Origin of the sequence: Microbacterium sp. LWH13-1.2, assembly GCF_038397735.1 — a bacterium.
GTDB lineage: Bacteria > Actinomycetota > Actinomycetes > Actinomycetales > Microbacteriaceae > Microbacterium.
In genome coordinates this window covers 2,564,371-2,590,268 of record NZ_CP151635.1, presented here as the reverse complement: position 1 = coordinate 2,590,268, position 25,898 = coordinate 2,564,371, and the positions used below count along the sequence as shown (strand labels likewise).

Here is a 25,898-nt window from a genome sequence, read left to right as displayed (position 1 = left end):
GACCCAGGAGAACTCCCATGTCATCCATCCACTCCGCCTTCTCGCCCCTGCCGCTCGGCGCCGTGACCCCATCGGGCTGGCTCCGCCGACAGCTGCAGATCCAGGCCGACGGACTCTCCGGTTCCATCGAGGAGCTGTGGGACGATCTCGGCCCCGACTCCGGTTGGCTCGGCGGCGACGGCGAGAGCTGGGAGCGCGGGCCGTACTACCTCGACGGTCTGATCCCGCTCGCTCACCTCCTCGGCGATGAGGCGCTGATCGCCAAGGGTCGCAAGTGGATCGAATGGATGCTGCAGAGCCAGCAGCCCAGCGGTCAGTTCGGCCCCTCGAGCAACGACGACTGGTGGACCCGGATGGTCGCGGCGAAGGTGCTGCAGCAGCATGCGGAGGCGACAGGGGACGAGCGGGTGCTGCCGTTCCTCGAGCGCTACTACGAGTTCCAGCTCCGCGAGCTTCCCGGTCGGCCCCTGCAGAGCTGGGCGGCGGCGCGCGCCATCGACAACGTGCTCGCACTGGCCTGGGTCCACGAGCGGAGTCCTCGTCCCGAGTGGACCGAACTGGCGAGGCTCCTCCTGATCCAGGGGCTGGACTGGGACGACGCGCTGGGCGACGGGCTGATCACCGGAAGAGCGATGGGCTTCGACCATCGGACCCACGGCCCGAACGTCGCGATGGCGCTGAAGAATCCGGCCGTGCGCGCGATGATGCTCGGCGAGGGAGACCCGCATCAGGAGACCCTGCGGGCACTGGCGAACCTCGACCGCTGGCACGGCATGGTGCACGGCATGTTCTCCGGCGAGGAATGGCTCGCGGGGCGCGAGGCCGCCAGGGGAGTGGAGACCTGCCAGGTCGTCGAGTACATGTTCACCATGCAGATCGCGGCCCGAGTCACCGGGGAGGCCACCTATTCGGATCTGCTGGAGGGGGCTGCGTACAACCTGCTCCCCGCGTCATCCGACCCGCTCATGCGTGCGCATCAGTACCATCAGCAGGCCAACCAGATCGAGGCGTCGACCGCTGACCGCAACTGGGCGTACAGCACCAACGGCGCCAACGTCTTCGGACTGGAGCCGCATTTCGGATGCTGCACGGCCAACTACCACCAGGGGTGGCCGAAGTTCATCGCCGCCCTGTGGATGACGGCGGACGACACCCTGTCAATCACCGCATACGGACCGAGCAGGGTCGAGGCGGAAATCGGCGGCGGCGTGCTGACGATCGTCGAGGAGACCGACTACCCCTTCGACGAGACGATCGTATTCCGCATCGAGGCTTCCACGGCGGAGCGCGATGTCGCCCTGCGGCTGCGCATCCCGGAGTGGGCGTCGGATGCAACGCTGACCGTGAACGGGGCGGAAATCTCCGTCGAGGCGGATCCTTCGGGGTACATCCTCGTCTCCCGTCGGTGGAGCGCCGGAGATGAGGTCGCACTCACGCTGCCCATGCGGCCCCGCCGCGTCAAGCGCGAGCGTCAGGCGGTCGGCGTGCGTCTCGGACCTCTCGTCATGGTCGCGACGGGTGGCGAGAACTGGTACCCGGTTCCCGATGCCAAGGGGATGGGGGAGTGGGAGGTCTTCCCTCGACGCAGCTGGAACTTCGCGCTCTACCCGGACGCCACGGTGCCGTTGGAGCAGTGGTCAGTCCTGCGCTCCGACGTGCCGGACGTGCCGTTCGGGCGGGACGGTATCCCGGTGTCCATCCAGGCCGCGGGCGTTCGGGACCTGGCGGAGTGGCAGCGTGATGGAGCGAATGCGGGGAACCCGCCGGACAGCCCGGTCGCGGCTCGATGGATCAACCTCGTGCCGCTCGTTCCCTATGGCAGTGCCACGATCCGCATCGCCGAGTTCCCCACCGTGGTCCCCGTGGTCGGGGCGAAGATGCCGGCGGAGTTCGGGCGATGACGACGGCCATCGCCCTCACCGCGGGCGACCCTGCCGGTGTGGGCCCCGAGCTGCTCGTCAGAATGCTCGTCGAGCTGCGTGCCGAGACCGCGGAGGACGTCGCCGTCATCTCCTCGCGCGAGGAGCTGGCCGCAGGGATCGCGGACGCCGGAATCGACACGGATGTGGACGGCCTGCTGGATCCCGCCCATATCCGGCTGATCGAGATCGACCACCCCTGGCCGCGGGCGCGCGGCGAGGTCGGAGCCGAGGCCGGACGCTGGGCGCTCGACGGATTGCAGAAGGCCCTCGCGCTGCATGAGGCGGGCGAGGTCGCCGGACTCGTTTTCGGCCCGTTGAACAAGACATCGCTTCATCTGGCGGGCATGACCGAGCCCGACGAGATGCGGTGGTTCGAGAATCGTCTCGGCGCCGCCGCAGCGGTGTCCGAAGTGAACGTGAGCACCACTTTCTGGACATCTCGCGTGACGTCGCACGTCGCACTGCGTGAGGTGGCAGACCTGGTGACCCCGCAATCTGTGCGCGAGTCGGCCCTGCTGCTGCATCGGCTGCTCGTCGCGGCCGGCGTTTCGTCGCCTCGCCTGGCCGTCTGCGCGCTCAACCCGCACGCCGGCGAACACGGGCTGTTCGGCGACGAGGAGGTCACCGCGATCGCTCCGGGAGTCGCGCTCGCCGCGGAGACGGGCGTCGACGTCGTGGGTCCGTTCCCGTGCGACACCCTGTTCCGGAGAGGGTTCGACGGCACCTTCGACGGCATCGTGACGATGTATCACGACCAGGGGCAGATCGCGCTGAAGACGGCCGCGTTCGACGGGGGAGTCACGCTCGAAGCGGGGCTGGTACTTCCCATCTGCACCCCCGCGCACGGGACGGCCTTCGACATCGTCGGCACGGGGACCGCCAGTATGACCTCCACGCGCAATGCCTACCACCTGGCGCGAAAGCTCGTCGCCGGGGCGTGGTGACGATGAGGCAGTGCGTCGTGGTGCTCGATGACGACCCCACCGGCACGCAGGCCGCGACTGATGTCACCGTTCTCCTGCACATCGACGCGCAGGCATTGACGGAGGCGCTGCGCGAGGCGGACAGCGTCTACATCCAGACGAACAGCAGAGCGCTGAGCGAGGACGATGCGGTGGCTCTCGTGCGCGAGATCCGCGCTCATGTCGAAGACACGGCCGCGCGGCTCGACGTCCGCATCCACATCGTCCTCCGCGGAGACTCGACGCTTCGAGGACACGTCGTCGCCGAGTCCAGGGAGATCGGCGGAGACGACGCGGTGATGGTGTTCGCACCGGCGTTCCCCGAGGGAGGAAGGGTCACCCGTGCTGGGGTGCACCACCTCCGCGTGCGCGAGGCGCTGGTTCCGATCGACGAGACGGAGTACGCCCGCGATCCTGTCTTCGGGTTCGGAACCAGCGACCTCGTCGCCTTCATCCGAGAGCGATCTCGGAGTGATGTCGTGTGCGTGCGTGTTCCGCTCGACGTCGTGCGAGAGGGCGGCACGCGGCGTGCGATCCTCGACGCTCCGGCGGGTTCGGTCGTGCTGCCGGATGCCGAGACGGACGAGGACATCGCCGCGATCGCCGCGGGTGTCGAAGGCGCCTGGAACCGCAGATCGGTGATCGTCCGCTCTGCGGCACCGCTGGCCGCTCGGCTCGCCGGGGTCGTCAGCGTCGGAAGGCTTGACCCGTCGACCCTCCGGAAAGAAGGATCGACGCTCGTGGTCTGCGGCTCGCACACCGGCGGCGCGGGAGAGCAGGTCGCGCGCCTGGCCGCACTCGTCGGCGCACCCACCGTCATCGACTCGGCGCGTGCCGTGCGCGACCCGCACGCCGAGGGCGAGCGGGCAGCAGCCGAGGAGATCGAGCGGCGGCGTCCGGGGAGCGTGCGATTCCTCGCGACCGAGAGGGAGCGGCGGGATGACCACGGAGGTCTCGATCACGGGGCAGCCGTGATGCAGGCGCTCGTCACCGCGGCGCGGTGTCTCGTCGACCACGAGGTGACCACCGTCGTCACCAAGGGGGGCATCACCTCCGCCGATGTGATCGGCCGCAGCCTGGGCGCGCGTGAGGCCCGTGTGCTCGGCCAGGTGCGCCCGGGGGTCAGCGTCTGGCGTGTGTCCCGCTCCGGCCTCGACCCTTCGCGCGCCTCGGTCGACGGGTTCCTCGACTGCGTCATCGTCCCGGGCAACATGGGAGATCCGGAGATACTGGTGGATGCCGTCGCCTGGACCGAGCGAGTGCGCGCTCAGACCGAGCGCAGCGTGTAGCCGACGCCGTACACGGTGACGAGGCGAGCGGGGTGCTGCGGGTCGTCCTCGATCTTGGCGCGGAGGTTCTTCACGTGCGTGTCGATCGTGCGACCGCTGATCCAGCGGTCGGTGCCGTGGAGTCGATCGAGGAGACGAGCGCGACTGAGGACGATACCCGGGTGCATGGCGAACTCCTCGAGGAGGTCGAACTCGGCGCGGGTGAGATCCAATGGCCGTTCTGCGATCGTGGCCTGTCGTCGCTCCGGCTCGATCTGCAAGTCGCCGACGGTGATCGTTGCGGAGGCCGGCGTCGTGCGGCGAGTCCGTCTCAGAAGTGCACGGACCCTGGCGACGAGTTCGCGCGGACTGTAGGGCTTCGCGAGGTAGTCGTCGGCGCCGAGCTCGAGCCCGATGAGGAGGTCGTTCTCGGTGGAGCGCGCGGTGAGCAGGAGGATCGGGAGTTCGTACTGCTCCTCGCGCAGCGTTCGGCAGACCGTGAGGCCGTCGGCGCCCGGAAGCATCACATCGAGCACGAGCAGGTCGGGCGCAGAGCGTCGAACGGCGTCGAGAGCATCGGCGCCGTCGGCGAGCACGGTCACGTCATGCCCCTCGCGTTCCAGGTAGCGGCGCACGAGCTCGGACTGCCGCACATCGTCCTCGACGATCAAGACCCGGGTCACGATTCGATCCTACGCACGCGTCGAAGTGCGGTCGGCCTCCGGACCGATCCTTCACAACTCCCTCACATTCGAGGCCGAATGTGGATGCTAGCTGCACTCGACATCAGGAGGAATCGTGTTCCGCACCACCCACCGATCACTGGCCGCCGCCGCGGGCGGCCTCGCACTGCTGGCGATGCTCGCCGCATGCTCCACTCCCTCATCCGGGCGAGGGGCAGACGGCGATCCGCAGCTCGCCACCCTGGAGACGGGGGCCCCGTCGTCTACCGAGAGCGCCGATCCGCTCTTCACGGAATATGGTGAGCCGGTCCGACTGCGCCTCGACATGACGGATGAGGAGGAGCTGGCCGCGTGGCAGCCGCGCGATCGCTGCGTCGCCGACCGCACCTCTCCGCCGCAGAGCGGTCAGCTGAGCGGAGGCGGCAGCAGCGGCGCAGCAGTGGGCGACCCCGAGAAGGCCGCGGAGGCGGAGGCCACCTGCGTGCGCCTGGCGCCGCTGCCCCCGTGGGAACTGGACGTGAAGAACCCCGACGCTCAGCAGTTCGCGCAGCGCATCGTCGACTGCCTGCGCGAGCACGGCGTGCGAGAGGTCGAGATCGGCGAGGGCGATGCCTTCGGTCGCATCGGCATCGAGCTCGGCGGCGAGAGCAACGACTCCACCTCGATCTCGCTGGGGATGCAGCATGGCGAGACCTGCGAGGCGGCGGCATCCGAGGGGGGCACCCCGTGACACGTTCTCGGCGTCGCGCCATGCTCGTCGGCGCGCTCGTTCTCTGCCTGACCCTGGCCGTGGGCGGCGGGGGAGCTGCGTTCTTCCTTCGCCCGGCTGAGCCGGCCCCGGTCGAGGACGAGCTCGCCCCGGCCACGGTCGTCGTCGAGCGCGGCGTGCTGTCGCAGTCCGCCCGCCTCGACGGCACCGTGGGCTTCGGCACCGCGGCGCCGGTGACGGTGAAGGCCGACGGCATCATCACCGAGCTGCCCGCTGTCGGCGCGCAGCTCGACCGCGGCTCCGTGGCATTGCGCGCGAACGAGCGTGCGGTGCCGGTGCTGATCGGCGATGTGCCGCTCTACCGTGCTGTCGACGGCTCCGGGCTGAAAGGCGCGGATGTCAGCATGATCGCCGCGAACCTCATGGAGCTCGGACACCTTCGTCGGAGCGACCCGGCGACATTCACGACGGGACCGCAGTTCGCCGAGGCCGTGCGCGATTGGCAGGAGTCACTCGATCTGGAACGAACCGGTGCCCTCGGCCCCGCCGACGTGATCGTCCTGAGCGCACCGAGCCGCATCGCCGCTGTGTCGGCACGACCGGGCGATGGAGCCGCAGGCCAGCCGTTCACGGTCACGGCCACGGCGAGGATCGTCGAGGCATCGGTACCTGCTCAGGATGCCGGAGCCGTCGGGGCGGGCGCGAGAGCGATGATCGAACTGCCCGACGGGCGTACCGTCGAGGGCTCCCTCGTCTCGGTGACGACGACGGGGGAAGGAACCGACTCCAAGGTCCAGGCGGTGGTCTCGATCGATGATCAAGCGGCGGTCGACGGCATCGATGCCGCAGCCGTGACGGTCCGTGTCGTGACCAGGAGCGTGGAAGACGTGCTGATCGTCCCGGTCGCCTCGCTCGTGGCCCTCGCGGAGGGTGGCTATGCGCTGCAGGACGAGAAGGGTGCACTCCACGGCGTCGAGATCGGTCTCATCGCCGATGACCTCGTCGAGGTGAGCGGCGCGGGAATCGACGCCGGCATGACGGTGGTGACGGCGAAGTGACCACGCCTGCGCTCGAACTCGACCACGTCAGCCGCATCCACCCCGGCGGTGTCGCGGCCCTCGATGACGTCTCCCTGCAGATCGCCGCGGGGGAGCTCACCGCGATCGTCGGGCGCTCCGGCGCCGGCAAGTCGACGTTGCTCAACGTCCTCGGCACTCTCGACCGCCCGACCGAGGGCTCCGTGCGGATCGGAAGAGTCGACACCCGCGATCTCACGGATCGGCAGCTCTCGACCCTGCGGGGCAAGACGATCGGGTTCGTGTTCCAGGGTTTCCACCTGACCGACGGCGTCACCGCCGAGCAGAACGTCGCGACCGCATTGCTCTATAACGGAGTCCCTCGGCGTGAGCGCCGCGGGCTCGCGCGGGCGGCTCTGGAGCGCGTCGGACTCGGTCATCGCATCGGGCACGCGGCACAGGATCTCTCCGGCGGTGAACGGCAGCGGGTCGCCATCGCCCGCGCGATCGTGACCGACCCACTCGTCGTCCTCGCGGACGAACCGACCGGCGCTCTCGATACGGCGAACGGCGAACGCGTGCTCGCTCTTCTCGAGCAACTGCACGACGAGGGCACCACGGTCGTGGTCATCACACACGACGTAGAGCTCGCCGCACGACTGCCGCGGCGCATCGAGCTGCGCGACGGACGGATCATCACGGACACGGACACGGACACGGACACGGACACGGACACGGACACGGACACGGACACGGACACGGAAACGGACACCGACATGGACACTCGTATCGAAGCCGAGGAGGTGGCGAATGCGTGAGCGTCGCCCCCGCCTCGACATCCGTGATCTGTTCGGGGTCGGCACCGTCGGGCTCCGCACGCGCCCCCTCCGCGCCGTGCTCTCGGCGATCGGAGTGGCCATCGGCATCGCCACGCTGGTGACCGTCACGGCGGTGCCCGCGTCATCTCAGGCCGCTCTCGAGGAGCGGCTCACCGCGCTCGGCGCCGACCTGTTGCGCGCGGATCCACGGTCAGACGCCGACGGTGATCCGGTGCCGCTGCTGGCCGAGGCCGTGGGCATGCTGGAGCGCATCGGCACCGTCACCGGAGCCGCATCGGTCGGCAACACGCATTCCCCCGTGCGCAGCAACGAACTCCGCGCCTACCCCGAGAGTGGCATCACCACGCTCGCGGTGGGCGGTGATCTCGCGGGCGTGGTGCGCGCGGAGATGACCTCCGGTCGCTGGCTCGACGGCAGCGACCTGCCGACCGCGGTGCTCGGCATCGACGCCGCCGAACGACTCGGCCTGTCTCAGCTTCCGGACAGGCCGGTGACGATCGACCTCGGGGGTGTCGCGTTCACTGTCGTCGGGGTGCTGGCGGAGACCCCGCTTTCGGCAGACCTGCAGTCGGCGGTCCTCGTCGAAGATGCTGCCGCGCGGCGTTGGCTGGGCTTCGACGGTGTGCCCACCGTCGCCTACGTCACCGGTCTCGAGGCGTCGATCGACGCGCTGCGTCCTGTGATCGCGGCCACGCTCTCGCCGGGGGCGGCCGGACTCGTGCAGGTGAGTCAGCCCTCCGCCGTGCTCGCCGCGAAGGAGGCGGCCCGCTCCAGCTTCGACGGGCTGTTCCTCGCGCTCGCCGCCGTGGCTCTCGTGATCGGCGGCATCGGCATCGCCAACACCATGTTCGTCTCCGTGCTCGAGAGGCGCCGCGAGATCGGACTGCGCCGAGCGCTGGGCGCGCACCGAGGGCAGATCCGGGCCCAGTTCCTCGTGGAGGCGATCGTGCTCTGCGCGCTGGGTGGAGCCTCCGGAGTCCTGCTCGGTCTTCTGGGCACCGCGGCCTGGAGCGGTCTGCAGGGATGGCCCCTGGTGATCCCGGTGGCGACGGTGCTGTCGGGCATGGCCGCCGCGCTCGGGACGGGCGCTGTTGCCGGACTCGCCCCGTCGGTGCGTGCCGCGCGGCAATCGCCGACCGCGGCGCTCGCGGCGACGTGAGCGGGCGGAGCCCCGACGCCGGGCGGCGGATGCGCGCGGAGGGAGGGGGCGATGAGAGCATGACAGACGAGATGCGCGCCACGACGAGACGAACGGGAGAGGGCGCGCGACGCGTGCCCCGGCTGCTCCTGCGTTATCTGACGGCGGGCCTGCTGCTCGTGCTCGCCTCGGTGGGGGGAACCGTCTGGCTCGCGCAGACCACGGAGTACCGCTACGACCAGAGCGCCTCCGAGGTCGACTTCGTCCGCGACGAGCAGATCATCGACGCGCTCGTCGTCTGGGCGGGGCGCCACACCGACTGGGACGACGTCGGTCCCATCCTTCTTCGGCTCAGTCACGAGACCGGGCGCCGCATCGCGCTGGTCGACGGCACGGGAGAGGTCATCGCCGATACGGAGCCCGAGCTGCCTCGTCCGCAGGCCGCCACACGGCTGCTGGACCCGCTGGAGATCATCGCCGACCCCGTCACGCTCGAGTCGCGTCTGCGGGAAGGCATCAGCGGACCGTTCATCCTCGATGAGACGCAGCGCGAGCAGCTCGCGCGGCAGGCGAGCGCCGTCGTGGAGTGCCTGGGTGACGCGGTCGTGCGCACGGCGGTGTGGGAGAGCGGTCGGCCTATTGTCACCGGATACGACGAGGCCCCCGATTGCGGCCGCGACGCCCTGAACAGCCCGCTGCCGAGCGAGAGAAGAGCGCTCGACGAGGTCCGCGACCTCGCAAACTCCTGTCTGCTCGCTGCCGACGAGCCCCCTGTCGCCGGCGTCGATCTCGACCTGTCCCCGTCGAACGCGCCGGAGTACCTGACTCTGCGCGGCACCCCGAGCGCCGAAGGGGTCATCACCGATACCGCCGACGAGTGCCTCCTGAAGGCACGTGTCGCGCAGTCCGAGGAGACGACGGCGCCTCCCGTGAACCTGGTGCTCACCGATCAGCGCGGCAACGTGCGCGGGCCCCTCGACGCGAGCCCGGGGTCGATCGCGCGCGTCGCCGTGGTCGTGGGGGCCCTCCTGGCCCTCCTCTCGGCGGCCGCAGCGCTCATCATCGGCCCCACCGTGCGCAGCGCGCGTCGACTCGAGACCGCCGCCGACCGCTTCAGGGCGGGCGATCGCGACGCCCGCACCGGCCTGCATGCCCGAGACGATCTCGCCGACGTCGGTGCCGCTTTCGATCGCATGTCCGCCGAGATCGCCGGGCACGAAGCATCGCGCAGAAGACTGCTCGGCGACATCGCCCACGAGCTGCGCAGCCCGCTCACCAACATCCGAGGCTGGGTCGAGGCTGCGGAAGACGGACTCGGTCTCGACGACGCGGAACTGCGCCGGCTTGTGCTGGACGAGGCGCGTCGGATGGAGAGGATCACGGGCGACCTGCAGCTTCTCGCGCTCGCCGAGTCGGGTGACCTGCTCCTCGAGCGAACGGCGTGCGACGCGGCGCAGATCGCACGGGAGGTCGTCGACGCGCACCGTGCGCGCGCAGCCACTGCCGGGGTCTCGCTGACCGTCGCGACCCCGCGGGTGCTCCCGCTCGAGACTGACCCCACCCGGCTGCGGCAGATTCTCGGCAACCTGATGGCGAACGCGCTGCGGCACACTCCGACCGGCGGTCATGTCGGCCTCGAGGCGAAGGTGTCGGATGCGCGGGTGCGCATCGCCGTGGTCGATGACGGCGAGGGCATCGCGGCGGCGGATCTGCCGCACGTCTTCGACCGGCTGTGGCGCGGCGAGCCGTCTCGCGTTCGTGCGGGAGAGAGCACCGGACTCGGGCTCTCGATCGCCCGCGGCCTCGCCGAAGCGCTGGGCGGATCGCTCGACGCGCAGAGCGTGCTCGGCGAGGGTAGTCGGTTCGAGCTGTCGCTGCCTGCGGACGTCTCGCGCGGTCGGTAGACGGTGCCGTCGGTCGGCGGTCGCTACTCGTCGGCGCGTGAGGGGTCCTGAGGCGCCGGCCGGGAGTGCGGCATCAGGAGCTCGATGATCGTGTCGAGAGCCGCACGCGGCTGGTCGGCGAGAGGCGAGTCGGAGGAGACGAGCGCGATGATCGATTCGCGTGCCGATCGACCGCGTGCGGTGAGTTCGACCACGCGCTGTCGCTTGTCTGTCGGAGACGTCCGACGCTCGACCAGCCCCCTGGCCTCGAGCTGCTGGCACATGAACGTCACGTTCTGGGGGCTGCAGTGCGTCCGTTGGGCTACCGTTCGCATCGGCGGGGCCGGCTCGTCGGGGTCGATCGTCCAGAGCAGATGGGCAGTCGTCGCGGTGATCTCATACTGCCGCAGAGCGGGGGCAAGCGCTTCGTCGGTGCGTGCGACGACGTCGTAGACGGCGAAGAGCGCCTGCGACAGCTGCTGTTCTCGCGAAGAGGCCATTCGTTCAGCGTAATCCTTTTCACTTCAAGTCTTGTACCATCGAGGGAAAGCTTCAAGTCTCGAACTAAAAACACGGAAACGAGAACCTCTCCTATGGACCTGTCTCGACTCGACGGACGCACGATCCTCGTCACGGGGGCCAGCGGCGGCATCGGCTACTTCATCGCGGAAGGACTCGCTCGACGCGGCGCACGCATCATCGTCGCCGCGCGTTCCACGCGCAGAGCGCAGACCGCCATCGATCTGCTGCCTGAACCCGGCAGGCACCGGCACGTCGAGCTCGATCTCTCCGATCGGGAATCGGTTCGCTCGGCCGGGCACCTCATCGGCACCGGGGGCGCTCTCGACGGACTGGTGATGAACGCGGGGGTCATCGCCGCGTCGCCGACCTTCACCACCGGTGCCTTCGGGGTCGAATCCACCGTCGACGTGAACGTCGTCGCGCACATGGAGCTCTTGCGCCTCGTGCTGCCTGCTCTCGCGCAGGCACCCTCGGCGCGTGTCGTCAGCACAGGCAGCATGCTCACGAGGAGGATCCCCTTCGATCTCGAGAACTGGCGTGCGCACACGTCCTACCGCCCTCGTGTCGCGTACGTGATGTCGAAGCACGCCGCCGAGATCCTGGGATTCGAGCTCGACCGCCGCCTCGCCGCCGCGGGCTCGCGCATCCGGTCCGTCGTGTCGCATCCGGGGGGAGCCATAGACGCTCTCACCCCGGACAGGCCGCCGCTGCATCAGCGGTCGCGGACCGTGCGTCTCGTGGCGCCCGTGGTCGCACCGATCTTCTCGAGGGTCGTGCAGGGCAAGGAATCCGCCGCGCAGGCGGCCATCGCCGCCGTCGCGATGACCACTCCGGGCGCGCGTCCCTACGTCGGCCCCCGGCACGTCGCGACGGGTTCCCCGCATCTCGCCGAGCCGGTGCCCAGCAGCTCCGACGAGGCGATCGGTTCAGCGCTGTGGGCCGAGATCGAAGGCATCCTCGACGCTCCCATCCTGCCGTGGGGGTGACGTACCGGCCCCTGGTCGCTATGCGACGGGGCCGGTGTACTGCATCCAGAAGTCGACCTGCTCCGGCTGCGGGCGCGGCGCGACCCGGCTGCCGCGGTCGAACTCCATCACCTGATCGGGAGCATCGTCGAACCGAGGCCATGCGGGGAGCGAGTCGCCGTTCGGATCGCCGGTCTTGACGAAGTTCAACCAGTAGCTGCTCATCTGGTCGCGCAGCATGTAGTCGTCGGCGTCGAATCGTGCGCCGCCGCCCGCCTCGAGATTTTCGTAGGCATACATCACTTCGGCGCCGTGATAGGCGCCGAAGTGCTCGAGTCGCGGATCGGGGGGAACGTGGGAGAAGAAATAGAGGTACGTCGAGGATGACGCCTGCGTGCTGTGCAGCTCCGCCCACTCGTACATCGCCGCCGTCATGACGCGGTCGGTGTCGGCCTGCGCCTTCACCTCCGGCGCGTTCTCCTCCGTCGCCGGGTACAGTCGCAGGAACTCCTCGGCGTCTTCGCCGTACGTCTCGTGCGCTGAGCGCCGGAAGTCCTCCAGAGACACGCCGAACGGCGTCGCGAGCCCGAGCGACGCCTCGTCGGCGTTGCTGCCGAGCAGAAGCGGGACGTCCAGTTGCTCGCCCCGCGCGTAGATCTCCGCGGGTGAACGCTCGAGCACGTGACCGTCGACGGAGGGCCGCCAGTGCTCTGCCAGATCCGCCGCTGCGCGCTGCAGCGCCTCGGCCGGCAGCTTCCGCATCTCCGCGATGCTCATGTCGAGCTGATCGGAAAGGCGTTCTCCTGCCCTTTCCGCGACCTCGCGCGTGTCGCCCTGGTCGCCGGTCTCGGTATCGCCGGTGGTTCCCATGCACGCGCCGCTCTCGCCGATGATCCCGTCGACGAGTCCGGCGGCGAGCGGTGTCGCCCCCAGGATGCAGACCGCCTCGCCGCCCGCCGATTCGCCGGCGATCGTCACGCGGGTGTTGTCCCCGCCGAAGGATGCGGCGTTGTCGTCGATCCAGCGCAAAGCCGCCAGCTGGTCGAGCGTGCCGAAGTTCCCCGAGGCTGCGTCGGGGGATTCGGCCGCGAGGTCGGGGTGCGAGAGGTAGCCGAAGACGCCGAGGCGGTAGTTGATGGTGACGATGATCGCATCGCCGTGAGACGCGAGGTTCGCGCCGTCGTAGAGCGGAACGGCGCTGGAGCCGCCTCGGAACCCGCCGCCGTGGATGTAGACGAGGATCGGACGCTGCTCCGCGCTGGGTCGCGTGCTGCGCCAGATGTTCAGGGTCAGGGCGTCCTCACTCATGGGTGAGGTGCTGCGCAACCCGGGCCGCAGTGGGAAAGGGATCACCTTGGTGAGCGCGCGCGTGGTGAAGTCCGAGCCGTCCTGCATCGCGATGTCCGAGAAGTGGTCGGCGTGGAACATGTCCTCGCGCATCTCGGGGCGTTGCGGTGCACGCCACCGCAGGTCGCCGACCGGTGGCTTCGCATACGGAATGCCCGCGAAGACCTCGACGCCCCTGCTGCCGTCGATGACGCCGGAAACGGGGCCCTCCGTCGTCTCGACGGGCGATGCCGATGGGACGCCACCCTCGGCCGCCGTGAGGGGGCGGACCGGTGGCTCGGTGGTGATCGCCGCTGCCACGGTGAGTGCTGCCCCGAGCGTCCACGCCGTGATGCGCAGCCAGCGAGGGCGCGTCGGAGGCACCAGCAGTATGTTCGCGGTCACCGCGACGGGCACGGCGGCGAGCAGCCAGCCCCACCAGGGGGAGTCGTTCAACCAGGCGAACACGCCCCAGATCGCGACGAGCACGGCGATGGCGATCGACCGACCCACCACGGTGCGCGTTCTCGCCCGCGGCTTCTCGGCTGTGAGCGGTGGTGCGTCCTCAGCGAACATGAGACCTCCGGTGGTGAGGGATGGATGCTTCCAGACTGGACGCGGGCAGGATATTAGTCAAGTCTGACTAATATCCTGCCCGCGTCGACATCTCCGTCCGTCGTGCCCGGCGCCTCACCCGGCGAGGATCTTCTCCCGCCAGGCGCTGCGGCGCACCTTTCCTGCATCGTCGCGAATGGCGTCGGTCGTCCAGGTGTAGGTGCGGGGGATCTTGTACGGCGTCAATCGCTCACGCAGGTGTGCGATCAGCTCGTCCGCGGTCAGGGGGGACGACGCCTGGACGATTGCATGCAGGCGGCTGCCGTATTCATCGTCCGGGCGACCGACGACGCAGCTCGACTGCACCATCGGATGCTCCTCGAGCGCGGCTTCGACCTCGGCGGGGTAGACGTTGCTTCCGCCGACGATGATCATGTCGGAGACTCGATCGGCGAGGTACACATGCCCGTCGCGGATGCTGCCGAGGTCGCCGACCGAGTCCCACCCGTCGTCATCACGTCGCGGTCGGGCGCCGAGATATCGGTAGGGGATCGGCTCATCGGCGCCGCGCCGCATCCACAGCTCACCGACCGTCCCGTCCGCGACCGGGGCGCCGGTGCCGTCGCGCACCTCGAGCTCGCCGAGCACGACGTGGCCGACCGATCCCGGGTGCGAGCGCCAGGTGTGCCCGTCGGCGAGGACGATCACCTGGTTCTCGGTCGTCGAGTAGAACTCGATCATCCGGTCCGGGCCGAGACGATCCGCCCAGAACTCCTTCAGTCGCTGCGGACATGCCGAGGCGCCGACGGCCACGGCCTCCAGGCTCGACAGATCGGCGCGATCGCCCTCGCGCAGCAGACGCTCCGTGCGGTGCAGCATGGTCGGGACGGTGATCGCCCAGGTCGCCCGTCGCTCGTCGACGACCCGGACGAACGACTCCGGTGTGAAGCGCGGCAGGATGACGACCTCTCCTCCGGTGATCAGCGTGAGCGTCCCGAAGAGCAGCCCCATGTTGTGCGACAGCGGTGTCGGGATGACGCTGATCCCCTCCGACCTCATCCGCACGAGGGGCGCGAACGGGGCGAGGCTGCCGTAGCGCGCCGGCAGGGTCGAGACGATCAGCTTCGGTGCGCCCGTACTGCCGCCTGACAGCGGCGCCTTCCAGGAGGCAGCGACGGCCTCGTGGCGATCGTCGCTGCTGCGCTCGCGGCCGCTCTCGAGGGGAAGAGTGATGCTCGGAATGCCGTCCACACGGCGTCCCACGACCAGCGCGGGCTTGGCCAGCTCGATCACCCGCTTCAGCTCGGCATCGGGGCTGCGCGACGACACCGGCTGCGGTGTCGCACCGACTTTCCACGCCGCGATGACGGCGGTGAAGAACGCCACCTCGTTCGGCAGCGTGATCGTCACGAAAGAGCCGGGGCGCACGCCGTGCTCGGCAAACGCGTCCGCGAGCGCGTCGCTGTCGGCCTCGAGCTGCGCTCGGGTGAGCGTGCGTGCGGCATCGGACACGGCAGGCCGGTCGGGGTCATGCTCGGCCCACCGCCGCAGCACCTCCACGAAGGGGGCGTCCGCGTCGAACTCCGGCTCGCGGTCGCTCATGGTCGATCGCCCTCACGTTCGCGCCAGGCGGCGAGCTGCGCATCGCGCCGGCGGTCGACCAGCTCTGAGCGCTCAGCACCGAAGACCATGGTCGGTCGGTCGGCATCCCATTCCCGCCAGCCGGGGTCGCCGGTCTTCGCGAACCGCACCCATGCGGCGTGCACCTCGTCTGCCAGACGCTGCGGAGCCTCGGTGCCGATGAAGTTCTTCCAGTCCGGTGAGTCGAGCGTGTCGAAGACGAACGGCAGCTCGACCGCGTGCGTGGCGCCGAGGCCGTCGACGGGGCTGCCCCAGTCGAACTCGTAGAACCAGGTGCGCGCTCCGCGTCGGCGACGCCCGTCCGCGATCTTGTTCATCGGCAGACGGAGGATCCTGTCGATGGTCATGATGACCATCAGCTCGGCACGTGTCGCTGTGGGGTAGGCGCGGCGGTAGGCCTTGACCACCCGCGGGCCGGCACCGAACTTCGCGCATGCCAGGGCGAAGAGGATGCGCCCGACGGGGGTGTCGAGACGGAAGAAGGTGTGCTCCTCCGAGGTCCATCCGGCCAGCACCCGCACCCCGTCGGCCACGTCCGTCATGGCGGCGTCCATCGGATCGTTCTCGACGAAGGCGCCGCCGATCGTCGCGTTCCAGCCGGCCTCCTTGATGCGCGGGTCCGGGTGGTCCTTGGTCTCGCGATCCGCCGTGAGCATGCGCTCCACAGGCACGGCGGCGAACGCATCCCGTGTGGCGCGGATGCCCAGCACACGACTCAGGGCGCGCGTCGCTCCCGCCGACTCGCCGGGCTTCGCCGCAGCAGGCATCCCGCTCTGAATGATCACCTGGTGGAAGAGGCTGCCGGCGTGAGCGCCGACCATCAGGTTGCTGACGATGACCGCGCCCGCCGACTCGCCGAAGATCGTCACCGACTCAGGGTCGCCGCCGAACGCGGCGATCTCGGTCTGCACCCAGCGCAGGGCGGCGACCACGTCGCTGTATCCCGCATTGAGCGGAGCACCCTCGATCACCGAGAAGCCTTCGAAGGCGAGGCGGTAGTTGATGCTCACGAGCACCACACCGTCGCGGGCGAACGCCGTGCCGTCGTATCCGTCGAGGGCATTGGAGCCGTGACGGAGGGATCCGCCGTGGATCCACACCATCACCGGGCAGTCCACCGCGTCGGCGGGGGCCCACACGTTGAGGTTCAGATACTCGTCACCCAGCGCGACGATGTTCGGCAGATACCGAGCCGACCACGGCGACAGCTCGTTCTGGGGAGCGGTGGGACCCATCGTCGTCGCGTCGCGCACCCCCTCCCAGGGTTCGGCCGGAGCGGCCTCGCGGAATCGCCGCTCTCCGACCGGCGGCGCGGCGTAAGGGATGCCCAGGTAGCTGTCGACGCCTCCCTGGCGTCGCCCCTGTAGGTGCCCCGTGCTGATGCGGGTCGTGGTGGCCGTCGCCTCGCTCATGCGTCCGCCTTCCGGTGCTCGAGTCCATGCAACCGGCTCGGGGCGACGTGCAGCAAGGCCGGGTCGACGTTGCGCACGAGAATCCGTCGCCGATCTCCGTCGCGCATGTCGAACCAGTTGTCGCTGAGGCGCGTCGACGGCTCGGGATGCGAGATGCGGATGCCGTAGCTGTAGCCCGTCGAGACGAGGTCGAGGTAGGGGCCGTCGACGCTCCAGGAAAGCGTCGGCCGATGGATCTGCAGAGCGCCCGGATCGACGAAGTGCTTGCGGGCGACGGGGAACGCATCGTCGGGACTCGACGCCCAGACGTAGTGTCGCTCGTCGGCCGCCGCGGTCGTCGACCAGACGAGAACCGACGTGCCGGCCTCTGCCTGTCCGACGACGCGGTGCCGCGCGCGTTCCTCCCCGTCGAACGTTCCGATCTCGACATCGATGGGCACCTGCTGGCGTCGACGGGTGTTGTTGACGAGCCAGATCTCCACTCCTCCTCGGCCGTCCTCCGCGATGCTGACCGCCAGGGGAGCGCTGGCGCGAGCCATCGCGTAGTACGCGGCCTTGGGCGTGCCGTCGACATCGAGAAGCGACCAGGTCATACCCGGCCAGCAGTCGTTCAGCTGCCACACCAGTGTGCCTGCCGTGCGGGGCTGGCGGCGCCGGAAGTGCTCGACCGCGAACAGCATCGCCTCGGCCTGCACGGTCTGACTCGAATCGATGTACTGCTCGAGATCCTCGGGCAGACCTGTGGCGATCTCCATGATCTGCTCGATCTTGTCGCCGGGGCGATCGGTCAGGTGGGTGTCGAAGACGTCGTCGTGCAGCCGGGCTCCCGGCATCCACCGGTCGAATGTCTCGCGGTTCGGAGCCGAGAGGATGCCGAACTCGGTGATGAAACGGCCCGTGTCGGTGGCATAGCGGCGCCAGTGACGGACGTCGCCTGGGTGGTCGCCGCGGTCGGCGAGCTCGGTGAAGAACGGGCCCCCGTCGCGTCCGTGCCAGACCTCCCAGGAGTGCCGGTCGCCGTCGCGGAAGCCGTTGAGCTCGTCCGTGGTCTCGCCCCAGGGGCTTCCCGGCCAGTAGGCGGTGACGTCGTCGAGCCCGTCGAGGGCCCGGGGGAGCACGGTGTGGAAGAGGTGGCGCCCCCACTCGCCGGCCGAGGTGCCGGAGTCGTGCTCGAAGATGGCCGCGAGGGCTTCGGTCTCGTTGTTGCCGCACCACAGCGCCAGGCACGCCCGGCTGCGCAGGCGTCGGATCTGATGGCGCGCCTCGATCTCGACCTCCGCGGCGAAGGCGGGGTCATCGCCCGGGTAGGCGACGCACGCGAACATGAAGTCCTGCCAGATGAGGATGCCGAGCTCGTCGCACGCGTCGTAGAAGACGTCGTGCTCGTAGATGCCGCCTCCCCATACGCGCAGCATCGACATCCCGCCCTCGGCGGCGCGCTGCACGAGCTCGCGCCGCAGGGGCGCGTCGACGACACCGACCAGGGGGCTCGGGGGCACCCAGTTCGCGCCGCGGACGAACGCCGGCACGCCGTTCAGGACGAACTGGAAGAGTCGTCCGCCGTCGACGGGATCGATCGGACGTGACAGGTCGATCGTGCGGATGCCGACGCGGGAGGTATGCGTGTCGACGATGCCGTCGGCGCTGCGCAGGTCGACGCGCAGGTCATGCAGGGCGGGTCGGCCCAGGTCGTGCGTCCACCACAGGTCGGGGTCGTCGACGACCAGCTCGATCGAAGCGACCCCGTCGAGGACCGCGACGGACCGCACATGGGCGGTGCCGCCGGGAGAGGTCAAGACCGCGTCGACCGTGAGTGGCGTCTGGCTGGCGGCGCCGAGGTTCTCGACATCGACGGTCACGGCCACGCGCGCCTGCGAGTGGTCGGACGCCAGGAACGAGGTGTGCGCGTGGGGCGCGGCGAGCCGGGGGCGAGCGGCGCGTTCCACCGCGACGTCACCGGAGAGTCCGATGGACGGCAGCCGGGGACCGAAGTCCCACCCCCACGAGAAGGTCGCCTTGCGCAGGCCGGCCGCCACCTTCGCGGCCCCCTTGTTCCCGTTCTCCTCTGCTTCCGGGCTGTGGGGCAGAGGGCGCGAGAAGCGGATGAGCATCACATGCTCGCCTCCCGTGTCGAGCGTCACGTCGAACTCCGCGGGACGGAACTGGTTGGCGTGACGGCCGATCGATCGCCCGTCGATGAAGAGCTCGGCGACGGTGTCCAGTCCGTCGGCCGTGATCCTGACGTCACCCGCCTCGGCGTCGAAGCGTGCGCGGTACCACCACTCGCGGTTCTCGATCCATCGATGCTGAGAGAGGTTGTCCTCCGCCAACGGATCGGGCAGACGACCCGCCGCGATGAGCGTGGGGTGCACGCCTCCAGGGACGACGGCGGGAAGCCATTCCTGCGAGTCGCCGGTCGAGAGCACCAGCGCATCGCCCGCGCCCTCGGCGGTGTCGCGCAGCTCCCACCCGCCGATCACCAGGGTCATCGTGTCACCGTGAGTTGCGCCCATCGCGGGTCTCCTTCTTTTCCGAGTTCAGGTAGTCGCAGCACCAGCAGGCCGCCGATCAGGCCGAGCACTGCGAGCAGCAGGTAGAGCAGTGTGAATCCGCCGATGGCGAGCAGGAGCGGCGCGATGAAGGGGATGGCCGAGGCGGGGATCGTGCCCGCCAAGCTCATGACGCCCAGGTCTTTTCCGATGTCCTCGGCGCGCGGGAGCATGCGGGAGCTCAGTGCGGTGTCGACCGAGAGGAAGATGCCTGCGCCGACGGCGCTGATCGCGGTCGACAGATAGACAGCAGGGAGGGCGTCGGCGAAGGCGAGCACGACGAGTCCGCCTGCGCCCAGGACGCCGCCCATCATGACGAACGGCTTCTGGCGGCGGAGGCGGTCGGAGACGATGCCGGCCAGCAGGCAGGCCGTGCCGCCCACTCCGACGAAGATGAAGGAGATGCCGAGGATCGTGGCGGCGAGCTCCTCCGTCGACGTTCCGATCCGCTGCAGCAGGAAGACGCCGTTGTACGCACCGGCGGCACCGACCGCCCCGACGAACAGCTTCACCATCCAGGCGTACGCGAACGCCGGGTGACGACGGGGGCTGACCCAGAAGGACGACAGCAGCTGGCGTGCGGTGATGGGGGAGGGCGCGTTCGCCAGCGGGCTCTCGCGTAGCAGGAGGATCGCGATGGCCGCGCCGATCGCGGCGAGGGCGGCGATCGCGATCCACTGCGCGGCTCCGCTGAGCGGGGTGATGATGGCGAGGCCGAGCAGGGGGCCGGTCGCGACGATCAGCCCGAGCACACCGGAGATCGAGCCGCGTTTGGCGGCAGGAACCTGATCGACCATGAGCGCGCCGGTTACCGACATCTGGAAGCCGATGAAGATCTCGACGAGGCACCAGAGCACGACGATCTGCCACACCTCGGTCGTCAGCCAGATCGCCGACAGGGCGCAGGCTCCCGCCAGGCCGCCGGCGAGGATCCAGGTGCGGCGGCGACCGAAGCGCAACTGCGTGCGGTCGCTGATGCGCCCCGCGATCGGGTTGACGAAGAAGCCGGTCGCTGCACCGCATCCGGTGATCACGCCGAGCGCCAGCGGCACGCCGTCCTGGCCGACCATCTCGACGAGCTTGAGCGTGAGCAGCACGGAGACCGGCACGGAGAGTGCGATGACGCCTCCCATGTAGGACGAGATCATCGCCACCATCACGCGTCCGAAGGGCGTGGTCACGGTCGCGATGGGCGGGGCCTTCGGTCCGTCGCCATCGACGGTGGTGGGCGGGGGGACATTCATGGGGTTCATCTCGATCCGATCCGTTCAGCCGCGCCAGCCGCCACCGCAGACGAGGGTCTCACCGGTGACGTAGTCGGACTCGGGCAGGCAGAGCAACAGCACGGCGCCGGCGGCGTCGACGGGTGTGCCGACGCGGCCGAGGGGAATGCTCTCCTTGGCTCGGTCGAGTACGGCACGGTTCACGCCCACACGGACAGCCGAGCCGGCGACGTCGATCTCGACGTCGTCGTCTGCGGGTGTCGTGAGGCGGGTGGCGATGAGTCCGAACGCCACAGCGTTGACCGTGACGTTGTACCGGCCCCATTCGCGCGCAAGGGTATGCGTGAGTCCACTGATCCCCGCCTTGGCCGAGCTGTAGGCGACCTGGCCCGGATTCCCCGACAGAGCGGACACCGAGGAGACGTTGACGACCTTGCGGCAGCGCGCGCCCCCTGTCTCTGCGAGCTCGGCCTTCGCCGCCGCGGCGAACACGGGCTGAGCGGCGCGCAGCAGACGGAACGGAGCGGTGAGATGCAGGGCGACCATCTCCTCCCACTGGTCGTCACCCGTCTTCTGGATGACGGAGTCCCAGGTGTATCCGGCGTTGTTCACGATGATGTCGAGGCCGCCGAAGTGCGAGACCGCGGTGTCGACGATGCGATCGGGAGCGTCGGCGTCGGTGATCGAGCCGACGCTCGCGGCGGCGGCGCCGCCGAGGGCCTGGATGAGGGCTACGGTCTCGTCGGCCGGTCCTGCGTCGAGGTCGTTCACGACCACTCGGGCGCCTTCTCGGGCGAGGCCGAGAGCGATCTCGCGCCCGATGCCGCGCCCGCCCCCGGTGACGATCGCGGTTCTGTCCTGCAGCTTCATCGGTGTGTCCCCTGTCGTTCGTAAAGTGTCACGACGGCAGCGCCGCCCAGGCCGATGTTGTGCTGCAGTGCGAGGCGAGCGCCCTCGACCTGGCGCGCGCCGGCTGTTCCGCGCAGTTGCCAGACCAGTTCCGCGCACTGTGCGAGGCCGGTCGCGCCGAGAGGGTGTCCCTTCGACAGCAGGCCACCGGACGGATTGGTGACGACCCGGCCGCCGTAGGTGTTGTCGCCGTCGTCGACGAAGGCCGCGCCCGTGCCTTCCGGCGTCAGGCCGAGTGCCTCATAGGAGATCAGCTCGTTGGTGGCGAAGCAGTCATGCAGCTCGACCACGGGGATGTCGGTCGGTTCGACACCGGCCTGCTCGTAGACCTGGCGGGCTGCCTGTCGAGTCATGCCGGCGCCGACCAGCTCGCGGCGGTCGCCCGAGGTGAAGGTCTCCGCCCTGTCGGTTGTCATGGCCTGAGCGCGGATCGTCACGGCCGCCGACAGCCCGTGCGCGGCGGCGAACTCCGGCGTGCACACGACAGCGGCCGCCGCTCCGCACGTCGGCGGACAGCTCATCAGGCGTGTCAGGGGATCGGATACCGGGGCGGATGCCAGCACCTCCTCGACGGTCAGTGGTGACCGGAACACGGCGTACGGGTTGTTCGCGGCGTGGGATCGAGCCTTGACGGCGATCTTGGCGAACGTCGACGCGGACGTTCCGTATCGCTCCATGTGCTCGAGGCCCGCGCCGCCGAAGAGCCTGGCGACGACGCCGTCGGCTTCCGAGCCTGGGGGAAGCGCGTCGCTCAGCGCGGTCATCGGAGACGTGCGATCGTGAAAGGTCTCCCGGAGGGCGCCCGGGGTCATCTGCTCGAAGCCGAGCGCGAGTGCGCAGTCGACCGCGCCGCTCTCGACGGCCTGGCGGGCGAGGAAGAGGGCGGTCGATCCGGTCGCGCAGTTGTTGTTCACGTTGACGATCGGGATCCCCGACAGCCCGACGCGGTAGAGCGCCACCTGGCCGGCCGTCGAGTCGCCGTACACCCACCCGACATACGCCTGCTGGATCAGCGAGTAGTCGATGCCGGCGTCCGAGAGCGCCAGGACGGTCGCGTCCGAGCCCATCGTGTCGTATGACGCCCCCGCTGACGGCTTGGTGAACGGCACCATGCCCACTCCAGCGACAACGACCTGATTTCCAAAGGCCACGTGAACTCCTCTTCGTGTTCCGACGACCTCACTATGACCGCCTCGCCTAAATTAGTCAAGTCTGACTGTTTAATGTCCAGGCAGTGCGGTCGCGCATGCCGTCCGCGAATTAGTCATGCTTGACTAATCCGTGTGAGTCCGTCACTCTGAGGTCGGACCGACCCGCCGAAGCCCGCGTGTCGCCACCCCCACGTGTCAAGGAGGACACCCATGAAGAGGATCCGATCGCTCGCCGTGATCAGTGCGATGGTGCTCGTCGCGACGGGCTGCGCTGCAGGAGGAAGCCCCGCCGGCACCGAGCAGGCAGCCGCCACCGGCCCCATCGACATCTGGCTGTCGAACAACGAGCAGGAGCTGGCCTGGGGCGAGTCCATGGTCGAGGCCTGGAATGCCGAGCATCCCGACGAGAAGGTCACCGCGCAGCCCCTGCCTGCGGGATCCACGTCGGAGGAGGCGATCACCGCCGCCATCACCGGTGGCACCGCTCCGTGCCTCGTCTACAACATCTCGCCCGCTGCGGTGTCGGATTGGGTCAAGCAGGGCGGTCTCGTCAATCTGAGCGCCCTCGAGGGCGGCGACGACCACATCGAGAAGCGCAGCGGCGACGTGGAGTCGTACGCCATAGACGGCAGCTTCTACCAGCTCCCGTGGAAGTCCAACCCCATCGTCGTGATGTACAACAAGGCGCTGTTCGCCCAGGCGGGCATCGATCCGGACGACCCGCAGATGCAGACGCACGAGGCATTCCTGGAGGGAGCACGCAAGATCGTCGACTCCGGCGTGCAGAGCGCGATCTGGCCCAAGCCGACCAGCGAGTTCTACTGGGCGTGGGGTGACTTCTACCCGCTGTACCTGGCGGAGACCGACGGCACAATGCTCGTCGAGGATGGCGCCTCGACCTTCGATTCGGAGGCCGGGCATACGGTGGCCGAGTTCTGGAAGACCATGTACGACGAGAAGCTGGCGCCCACGGAGACGTCGACCGACAACCCGATGGTCGTCGGCACCACCGCGATGCAGATCGGCGGCCCCTGGGCCATCCCGACCTACGGGGGGACCGTGGACGTGGGCTTCATGCCCGTGCCGACGAGCGACGGTCGCGAGGGTCCGATCTCGTTCGCCGACTCGAAGGGGGTGTCGATGTTCACCGCCTGCGAGAACCAGCGCACCGCGTGGGAGTTCCTGAAGTTCTCCACCAGTGAGGAGAGCGACGGAAGCCTCCTGGAGCTGACCGGCCAGATGCCCATGCGCACGGCGCTGATGGACACCTACCCCGAGTACTTCGACGCGCACCCCGAATCGGTCTACTTCGCCGAGCAGTCCGAGGCGACCCGCGGTGTGCCCAGCATCCCGAACTCGGTGGAGGCGTGGCAGACGTTCCGAGACGAGTACTCCTCCGCGGTGATCTTCGGCAAGCAGTCCGTCGACGACTTCCTGAAGAACGCTGCGGCCAAGATCGACGACCTCGTGGCCGAGTGACCTGATGACTCACAACCGGCGGCTGCGCACACGGTGGCTGGGTGCGCAGCCGATCGGCGGCCTCTTCGCGCTGCCCTACCTCATCTTCGTGATCGCGATCTTCGCCTACCCCCTCGGGTTCGCGGTGTACATCGCCTTCCACGACTACTATTTCACCGCCCCCGGCGTCGAGGTCGAACGGCCGTTCGTCGGCATCGACAACTTCGTCACGGTGCTCGCGGATCCGCGAGTTCTCGATGCGCTGCGCAACACGCTCGTCTTCCTCGTCATCAACGTGCCGTTGACCGCCGTGCTCTCGCTCGTGCTGGCTGCGGCGCTGAACAGCGGCATCCGCTGGGCTGCCGCCTACCGGGTGGCCTTCTACGTCCCGTACCTCACGGCCAGCGTCTCGCTCGTCGGCGTCTGGATGCTCCTCTTCTCGGGCAATGGACTGGTCAACACGATCCTCGGTCCCTTCGCCCCCGACCCCTCCTGGCTGGTGAACAGCGGACTGGCGATGCCGATGATCGCGCTGTACGTCACCTGGAAACAGATGGGCTTCTACATCCTGCTCTACCTCGCCGCGCTGCAGAACGTGCCGAAGGAGCTGTACGAATCAGCCGAGACCGACGGTGCCGGCATCGTCACACGCTTCCGGCACGTGACGGTTCCCGGGGTGCGCAACGCCACCACGCTCGTGCTGATCCTCTCGATCATCACCGGCGCCAACCTCTTCACCGAGCCGTACCTGCTCACCAACGGCGGCGGCCCCGACGGCGCCTCGACCACGCCGGCGCTGCTCATCTACCAGCTGGGCATCCAACAGCAGAACCCCGACACTGCCTCAGCGATCGGCATGATCCTCGTGATCCTCGTCGGCCTGCTGGCGCTGGCCGCCCAGCGCGCGACCAAGGAGCGATGATGACACGCACCAAGACAGCCCCCCGTGTGGTGAGTACGATCCTGCTCGCCGGCGCGGCCATCGGCTTCGCCTTCCCCTTCTACTTCATGCTCGTCGGAGCCTTCCAGGAGAATCCGACCAACTCCCCGACCTCCCTCCTGCCGACCAGCGGATGGACCCTCGACAACTTCATCGCGTTCGACTCGCGCATCGATCTGGTCGGCTCGCTCCTCAATTCCGTCATCATCACGGCGGCGGTGCTGCTGGGCACGGTGGTGTTCGGGGTGCTCACCGGCTATGCGATCGCGCGCCTCGATTTTCGCGGTCGCGGCATGATCTGGGTGCTGATGCTGCTCGTCCAGATGGTGCCGTTCCAGCTGCTGATGATCCCGCTCTACATTCAGATCACCCGCAACTACGGGCTCGGCGACTCGTACCTCGGGATGGTGCTCCCGTTCATCATCAACACGACCGCGGTGTTCGTCTTCGCGCAGTTCTTCCGCGCGCTGCCGGCCGAGATCTTCGAGGCCGCCCGCATCGACGGCGCGGGGGAGCTGCGACTGCTCTTCTCCATAGCCCTCCCACTGGTCAGACCCGCCCTGGTCACGGTCATCCTCGTGACGTTCATCGGCCCGTGGAACGAGTTCCTCTGGCCGCTCCTGATCACGAAGGATGCGGCGCTGCAGCCACTCGCCGTCTCGCTCGCGCACTACATCTCCAATGCCGCGCAGTCCACCGCCAACCCGAACGGGGCGATCCTCGCCGGCGCGACGGCGCTGGCGTTCCCCGTCGTCATCCTGTTCATCTTCTTCCAGCGCTTCTTCAGAGCCACAGACCTCGGCGCAGCCGTCAAAGGCTAGTCGGAA

General features: G+C 69.0%; 21 protein-coding genes. 12 read left to right on the top strand and 9 right to left on the bottom strand.

Going from position 1 to position 25,898, the window contains the following annotated elements:
* The first annotated feature begins 17 nt into the window (after positions 1-17).
* From MRBLWH13_RS12465 to MRBLWH13_RS12455, 3 genes are read left to right on the top strand one after another with little or no spacing between them, the layout of a single operon-like run.
* Positions 18-1,901, top strand: a complete 1,884-nt coding sequence (locus MRBLWH13_RS12465) for a beta-L-arabinofuranosidase domain-containing protein (protein ID WP_341955322.1) — start codon at positions 18-20, stop codon at positions 1,899-1,901.
* Positions 1,898-2,866: a 4-hydroxythreonine-4-phosphate dehydrogenase PdxA gene (locus tag MRBLWH13_RS12460; protein ID WP_341955321.1), complete on the top strand. Its 969-nt coding sequence runs from the start codon at positions 1,898-1,900 to the stop codon at positions 2,864-2,866. The genes MRBLWH13_RS12465 and MRBLWH13_RS12460 overlap by 4 nt, the downstream gene beginning before the upstream one ends.
* 17 nt (positions 2,867-2,883) lie before the next feature.
* Complete coding sequence (locus MRBLWH13_RS12455) at positions 2,884-4,173, top strand: four-carbon acid sugar kinase family protein (RefSeq protein WP_341955320.1); 1,290 nt, start codon at positions 2,884-2,886, stop codon at positions 4,171-4,173.
* Here the strand turns inward: MRBLWH13_RS12455 and MRBLWH13_RS12450 are convergent.
* Positions 4,152-4,835, bottom strand: coding sequence for a response regulator transcription factor (locus MRBLWH13_RS12450; protein ID WP_341955319.1), 684 nt, complete (start codon positions 4,833-4,835; stop codon positions 4,152-4,154). The two genes, MRBLWH13_RS12455 and MRBLWH13_RS12450, sit on opposite strands and share 22 nt — an antisense overlap.
* Positions 4,836-4,950: 115 nt before the next feature.
* Here MRBLWH13_RS12450 and MRBLWH13_RS12445 point away from each other — a divergent pair, with 115 nt between their 5' ends.
* The 5 genes from MRBLWH13_RS12445 to MRBLWH13_RS12425 are packed head-to-tail and all read left to right on the top strand — an operon-like array spanning position 4,951 to position 10,441.
* The gene (locus tag MRBLWH13_RS12445; protein ID WP_341955318.1) at positions 4,951-5,565 is read left to right on the top strand and encodes a hypothetical protein; all 615 of its coding nucleotides are present in this window, start codon (positions 4,951-4,953) and stop codon (positions 5,563-5,565) included.
* The gene (locus MRBLWH13_RS12440) at positions 5,562-6,602 is read left to right on the top strand and encodes an HlyD family efflux transporter periplasmic adaptor subunit (RefSeq protein ID WP_341955317.1); all 1,041 of its coding nucleotides are present in this window, start codon (positions 5,562-5,564) and stop codon (positions 6,600-6,602) included. Before MRBLWH13_RS12445 ends, MRBLWH13_RS12440 begins: the two co-directional genes overlap by 4 nt.
* Positions 6,599-7,378, top strand: coding sequence for an ABC transporter ATP-binding protein (locus MRBLWH13_RS12435; RefSeq protein ID WP_341955316.1), 780 nt, complete (start codon positions 6,599-6,601; stop codon positions 7,376-7,378). Before MRBLWH13_RS12440 ends, MRBLWH13_RS12435 begins: the two co-directional genes overlap by 4 nt.
* Positions 7,371-8,558: an ABC transporter permease gene (locus MRBLWH13_RS12430; protein WP_341955315.1), complete on the top strand. Its 1,188-nt coding sequence runs from the start codon at positions 7,371-7,373 to the stop codon at positions 8,556-8,558. The genes MRBLWH13_RS12435 and MRBLWH13_RS12430 overlap by 8 nt, the downstream gene beginning before the upstream one ends.
* A 59-nt stretch (positions 8,559-8,617) precedes the next feature.
* Complete coding sequence (locus MRBLWH13_RS12425) at positions 8,618-10,441, top strand: HAMP domain-containing sensor histidine kinase (protein WP_341955314.1); 1,824 nt, start codon at positions 8,618-8,620, stop codon at positions 10,439-10,441.
* 23 nt (positions 10,442-10,464) lie between these two features.
* On the opposite strand, the gene MRBLWH13_RS12420 is transcribed toward MRBLWH13_RS12425, so the two are convergent.
* Complete coding sequence (locus MRBLWH13_RS12420; protein WP_341955313.1) at positions 10,465-10,920, bottom strand: MarR family transcriptional regulator; 456 nt, start codon at positions 10,918-10,920, stop codon at positions 10,465-10,467.
* A 93-nt stretch (positions 10,921-11,013) separates the two neighbouring features.
* Between MRBLWH13_RS12420 and MRBLWH13_RS12415 the strand changes: the two genes are divergently transcribed.
* A complete protein-coding gene (locus tag MRBLWH13_RS12415) occupies positions 11,014-11,928 on the top strand; it encodes an SDR family NAD(P)-dependent oxidoreductase (protein WP_341955312.1) in 915 nt (304 codons plus the stop codon).
* An 18-nt stretch (positions 11,929-11,946) separates the two neighbouring features.
* Here the strand turns inward: MRBLWH13_RS12415 and MRBLWH13_RS12410 are convergent, their stop codons facing one another.
* From MRBLWH13_RS12410 to MRBLWH13_RS12380, 7 genes are all read right to left on the bottom strand, one after another.
* On the bottom strand, positions 11,947-13,809 hold the full coding sequence (locus MRBLWH13_RS12410) for a carboxylesterase family protein (protein ID WP_341955311.1): 1,863 nt from the start codon (positions 13,807-13,809) through the stop codon (positions 11,947-11,949).
* A 114-nt stretch (positions 13,810-13,923) separates the two neighbouring features.
* Complete coding sequence (locus MRBLWH13_RS12405) at positions 13,924-15,390, bottom strand: AMP-binding protein (RefSeq protein WP_341955310.1); 1,467 nt, start codon at positions 15,388-15,390, stop codon at positions 13,924-13,926.
* The gene (locus MRBLWH13_RS12400; RefSeq protein WP_341955309.1) at positions 15,387-16,841 is read right to left on the bottom strand and encodes a carboxylesterase family protein; all 1,455 of its coding nucleotides are present in this window, start codon (positions 16,839-16,841) and stop codon (positions 15,387-15,389) included. The genes MRBLWH13_RS12405 and MRBLWH13_RS12400 overlap by 4 nt, the downstream gene beginning before the upstream one ends.
* Positions 16,838-19,354 (bottom strand): hypothetical protein, encoded by a 2,517-nt coding sequence (locus tag MRBLWH13_RS12395; protein WP_341955308.1) that lies wholly within the window; start codon positions 19,352-19,354, stop codon positions 16,838-16,840. Before MRBLWH13_RS12395 ends, MRBLWH13_RS12400 begins: the two co-directional genes overlap by 4 nt.
* Positions 19,327-20,634, bottom strand: a complete 1,308-nt coding sequence (locus MRBLWH13_RS12390; protein ID WP_341955307.1) for an MFS transporter — start codon at positions 20,632-20,634, stop codon at positions 19,327-19,329. The genes MRBLWH13_RS12395 and MRBLWH13_RS12390 overlap by 28 nt, the downstream gene beginning before the upstream one ends.
* Positions 20,635-20,658: 24 nt before the next feature.
* Positions 20,659-21,483: an SDR family oxidoreductase gene (locus MRBLWH13_RS12385; RefSeq protein WP_341955306.1), complete on the bottom strand. Its 825-nt coding sequence runs from the start codon at positions 21,481-21,483 to the stop codon at positions 20,659-20,661.
* Positions 21,480-22,673, bottom strand: a complete 1,194-nt coding sequence (locus tag MRBLWH13_RS12380; RefSeq protein WP_341955305.1) for a lipid-transfer protein — start codon at positions 22,671-22,673, stop codon at positions 21,480-21,482. The genes MRBLWH13_RS12385 and MRBLWH13_RS12380 overlap by 4 nt, the downstream gene beginning before the upstream one ends.
* Positions 22,674-22,883: 210 nt before the next feature.
* Between MRBLWH13_RS12380 and MRBLWH13_RS12375 the strand changes: the two genes are divergently transcribed.
* The 3 genes from MRBLWH13_RS12375 to MRBLWH13_RS12365 are packed head-to-tail and all read left to right on the top strand — an operon-like array spanning position 22,884 to position 25,892.
* On the top strand, positions 22,884-24,152 hold the full coding sequence (locus MRBLWH13_RS12375) for an extracellular solute-binding protein (protein WP_341955304.1): 1,269 nt from the start codon (positions 22,884-22,886) through the stop codon (positions 24,150-24,152).
* 4 nt (positions 24,153-24,156) lie between these two features.
* Positions 24,157-25,053: a sugar ABC transporter permease gene (locus MRBLWH13_RS12370; protein ID WP_341955303.1), complete on the top strand. Its 897-nt coding sequence runs from the start codon at positions 24,157-24,159 to the stop codon at positions 25,051-25,053.
* Entirely contained in the window at positions 25,050-25,892 is an 843-nt protein-coding gene (locus MRBLWH13_RS12365; protein ID WP_341955302.1) for a carbohydrate ABC transporter permease, read from the top strand. The genes MRBLWH13_RS12370 and MRBLWH13_RS12365 overlap by 4 nt, the downstream gene beginning before the upstream one ends.
* The last annotated feature ends 6 nt before the right edge of the window (positions 25,893-25,898 follow it).

Excerpts from the sequence above, each read along its gene's own strand:
- MRBLWH13_RS12465 (WP_341955322.1), top strand. The coding sequence starts at position 18 with ATGTCATCCATCCACTCCGCCTTCTCGCCCCTGCCGCTCGGCGCCGTG.
- MRBLWH13_RS12460 (WP_341955321.1), top strand. The coding sequence starts at position 1,898 with ATGACGACGGCCATCGCCCTCACCGCGGGCGACCCTGCCGGTGTGGGC.
- MRBLWH13_RS12430 (WP_341955315.1), top strand. The coding sequence starts at position 7,371 with ATGCGTGAGCGTCGCCCCCGCCTCGACATCCGTGATCTGTTCGGGGTC.
- MRBLWH13_RS12425 (WP_341955314.1), top strand. The coding sequence starts at position 8,618 with ATGACAGACGAGATGCGCGCCACGACGAGACGAACGGGAGAGGGCGCG.
- MRBLWH13_RS12420 (WP_341955313.1), bottom strand. The coding sequence starts at position 10,920 with ATGGCCTCTTCGCGAGAACAGCAGCTGTCGCAGGCGCTCTTCGCCGTC.
- MRBLWH13_RS12415 (WP_341955312.1), top strand. The coding sequence starts at position 11,014 with ATGGACCTGTCTCGACTCGACGGACGCACGATCCTCGTCACGGGGGCC.
- MRBLWH13_RS12410 (WP_341955311.1), bottom strand. The coding sequence starts at position 13,809 with ATGTTCGCTGAGGACGCACCACCGCTCACAGCCGAGAAGCCGCGGGCG.
- MRBLWH13_RS12405 (WP_341955310.1), bottom strand. The coding sequence starts at position 15,390 with ATGAGCGACCGCGAGCCGGAGTTCGACGCGGACGCCCCCTTCGTGGAG.
- MRBLWH13_RS12400 (WP_341955309.1), bottom strand. The coding sequence starts at position 16,841 with ATGAGCGAGGCGACGGCCACCACGACCCGCATCAGCACGGGGCACCTA.
- MRBLWH13_RS12395 (WP_341955308.1), bottom strand. The coding sequence starts at position 19,354 with ATGGGCGCAACTCACGGTGACACGATGACCCTGGTGATCGGCGGGTGG.
- MRBLWH13_RS12390 (WP_341955307.1), bottom strand. The coding sequence starts at position 20,634 with ATGAATGTCCCCCCGCCCACCACCGTCGATGGCGACGGACCGAAGGCC.
- MRBLWH13_RS12385 (WP_341955306.1), bottom strand. The coding sequence starts at position 21,483 with ATGAAGCTGCAGGACAGAACCGCGATCGTCACCGGGGGCGGGCGCGGC.
- MRBLWH13_RS12375 (WP_341955304.1), top strand. The coding sequence starts at position 22,884 with ATGAAGAGGATCCGATCGCTCGCCGTGATCAGTGCGATGGTGCTCGTC.
- MRBLWH13_RS12370 (WP_341955303.1), top strand. The coding sequence starts at position 24,157 with ATGACTCACAACCGGCGGCTGCGCACACGGTGGCTGGGTGCGCAGCCG.
- MRBLWH13_RS12365 (WP_341955302.1), top strand. The coding sequence starts at position 25,050 with ATGATGACACGCACCAAGACAGCCCCCCGTGTGGTGAGTACGATCCTG.